This is a genomic window from Mesorhizobium sp. M7A.F.Ca.CA.003.01.2.1, from assembly GCF_003998945.1.
Lineage (GTDB): Bacteria > Pseudomonadota > Alphaproteobacteria > Rhizobiales > Rhizobiaceae > Mesorhizobium > Mesorhizobium ciceri.
Genome location: NZ_RZRA01000907.1, coordinates 1 through 2,283, shown reverse-complemented (window position 1 = coordinate 2,283; position 2,283 = coordinate 1). Strand labels below are relative to the sequence as shown.

Annotated in this window: 2 protein-coding genes and 1 pseudogene; 2 read left to right on the top strand and 1 reads right to left on the bottom strand. The window is 63.8% G+C overall.

What is annotated here, in order from left to right:
• Positions 1-716: phosphate acyltransferase (locus tag EN969_RS27490; RefSeq protein WP_281060037.1), on the top strand; the 716-nt coding region annotated here is incomplete at its 5' end.
• Between the two features lie 88 nt (positions 717-804).
• On the top strand, positions 805-2,019 hold the full coding sequence (locus EN969_RS27485) for a DUF2865 domain-containing protein (RefSeq protein WP_063167909.1): 1,215 nt from the start codon (positions 805-807) through the stop codon (positions 2,017-2,019).
• Here EN969_RS27485 and EN969_RS27480 read toward each other — a convergent pair.
• Positions 1,937-2,283, bottom strand: a pseudogene (locus tag EN969_RS27480) (glutamate--tRNA ligase); the annotation flags it as partial. The gene EN969_RS27485 and the pseudogene EN969_RS27480 sit on opposite strands and share 83 nt — an antisense overlap.

Genomic DNA, 2,283 nt, shown 5'->3' with positions numbered 1-2,283 from the left:
GCACTATGGTGCGCACCGACAACACGGTGATCGCAGCACTTGCGCTGAAACGCGGCGATGCCGACGCCATGGTCTGCGGCCTCGAAGGTCGATTCGAGCGGCATCTGCGCAACGTCACCTTGATCATCGGCCCCCGCGCCGGCATCAAGGACCACGACCTGTCGACGCTTTCCATGCTGATCTCGCAGCGCGGCATCATCTTTCTGACCGACACCCACGTCTCCGTCGACCCGACGGCGGAAGAAATCGCCGAGATGACGGTGCTGGCGGCGGAAGAAATCCAGCGCTTCGGCATCGAGCCGAAGGCAGCACTCTTGTCGCATTCCGATTTCGGCTCGCGCGATTCGCCCAGCGCCCTGAAGATGCGGCAAGCAGCGGCGATCCTGGCGCGCATCGCGCCTGACCTTGAATGCGATGGCGAGATGCATGCGGACACTGCTCTGTCGGAGCACCTGCGCCAGCGCGTCTATCCCCATTCGAGACTGAAGGGCGAAGCCAATTTGCTGGTGTTCCCCAACCTCGATTCGGCAAACATCACGCTGACGGCGCTCAGAACCATGACGGATGCGCTACATGTCGGGCCGATCCTGCTCGGCACCGACATGCCGGCGCATATATTGACGCCGTCTGTCACCTCGCGCGGCGTCGTCAACATGACGGCGCTTGCCGTGGTCGAAGCCGCCCACAAGGCACAAGCGGTCGTCAATCTGGGCTGAACACGGATTTCGCGGTAAACTGCAGTTAACCGCGAACACGGTAGCCTTGCGGGGCTAACAGCCGATTTGGAAGGCGGAGTTTGGGCGGATGGCAAGCGGAGGGTGGAAGCAGGCGCATGCTGTCGTGCTGCTTGGCCTGCTGTTGTCCGCAACCTGGGGAGTAGCCGAGCCACAGGCTGCTTCGCGGGTCTGCCGCCAGTTGGAAGCCGATCTTGCCGCGTCCTCGCGCGGCGGCGGTGGCGGTCCGGCGCTAGTCCGGAAATACGATTCCGCGATTGCCAGGCAGCATGAGCAGATTTCGAAGGCTCGCAGCCAGGCGAGCCAGGCCGGGTGCGGTTTTTCGCTGTTTGGCCGCAACCTCAATCAATGCGCCGGGCTCAACGCCACCATCGACCGCATGAATGCCAATCTCGACGCCTTGCAAAACAAGCGCGAGCGGCTGGCTGGCGGTGGCTCTCGCCGCGATCGCGGACGCATCCTGGCGGCGCTCGACGCCAATGGCTGCCGCGACGACACCGTTGCGCCTCGGCGTGCGCCTTTGCAGGAAGCGAACCGCGACGGCGGCAGCGCAAACCTGTTCGATCAGCTCTTCGGCGGCAACAGCAAGCAGCTCGATATGCTTGATGAACCCAACCAGCCCGACGATCCCAGCGAGGAGCGCAATGTCCGCCGTGTGCTCAACCAGCCCGGCGTACCGGATTTTCCGAGCGTCGGTGGCGAATTCCACACGTCCTGTGTGCGCACCTGCGACGGCTACTTTTTCCCTATGTCGAACTCGGCCTCGGCAGGCGATTTCGAACGCGACCAGAAGAATTGCGAATCGAGCTGCCCCGGCACCGAGATGCAGGTTTTCTATTCGCGCGGCATGGACGACGATTCGGCGTCGATGACGTCATCTGTCACCGGCCGGCCTTACAGCGAATTGCCGACCGCCTATCTCTACAAGCGGCCCGGCGTGTCGCGGCCGCCGGCTTGCGGCTGCAACGCCGCTGCGCAGGGTTTCCAGATCATCGCCGGCAATCCGCCGAATCCGGTGCAATCGCAGCCAGAGACAGACGCGTCATCATTCATTCCAGTCCCGGTTGCAAAACCTGATCCGGGCGCCGATCCCGAAACGCTGGCCAATCTGGAAGGTGGGCTCGACCGCGAGGCGATCAAGCGGCTTTCCGCGAGGCCGGTGACGTCGCCCGTGTCCGCGCTGCCGCCGGAACAGCGCAAGGTCAGGGTCGTCGGGCCAACGTTCCTTCCCGACCCATCAGCGGCAATAGATCTGCAAGCTCCGGCCCCGAAGGCAGTCCGGTAAGGGCTGTCCTGAGTGGCATGAACAACGCCTTGCCCTTGCGGCCGGTCGCTTCCCTGATCTTGCCCGTCCAGTCCTTCCAGATCGTCGCGGTCCAGGGTTCCTCCGGCAGCAGGTCGAACGCCTGTCGGAGAAAGTCGCGGTCGTCATCGGAAAATTGCGGCTTCTCCTGCGGTCCTTCGCGCAGGATGCGCCACCAGTTGACCGCATCGGCCAGCCTGTCGAGATTGCCGCGCACCGCCAGCCAGAACGGTTCGGCCTGCTCGC

Coding starts and splice junctions, on each gene's coding strand:
- EN969_RS27485 (WP_063167909.1), top strand. CDS start 805: ATGGCAAGCGGAGGGTGGAAGCAGGCGCATGCTGTCGTGCTGCTTGGC.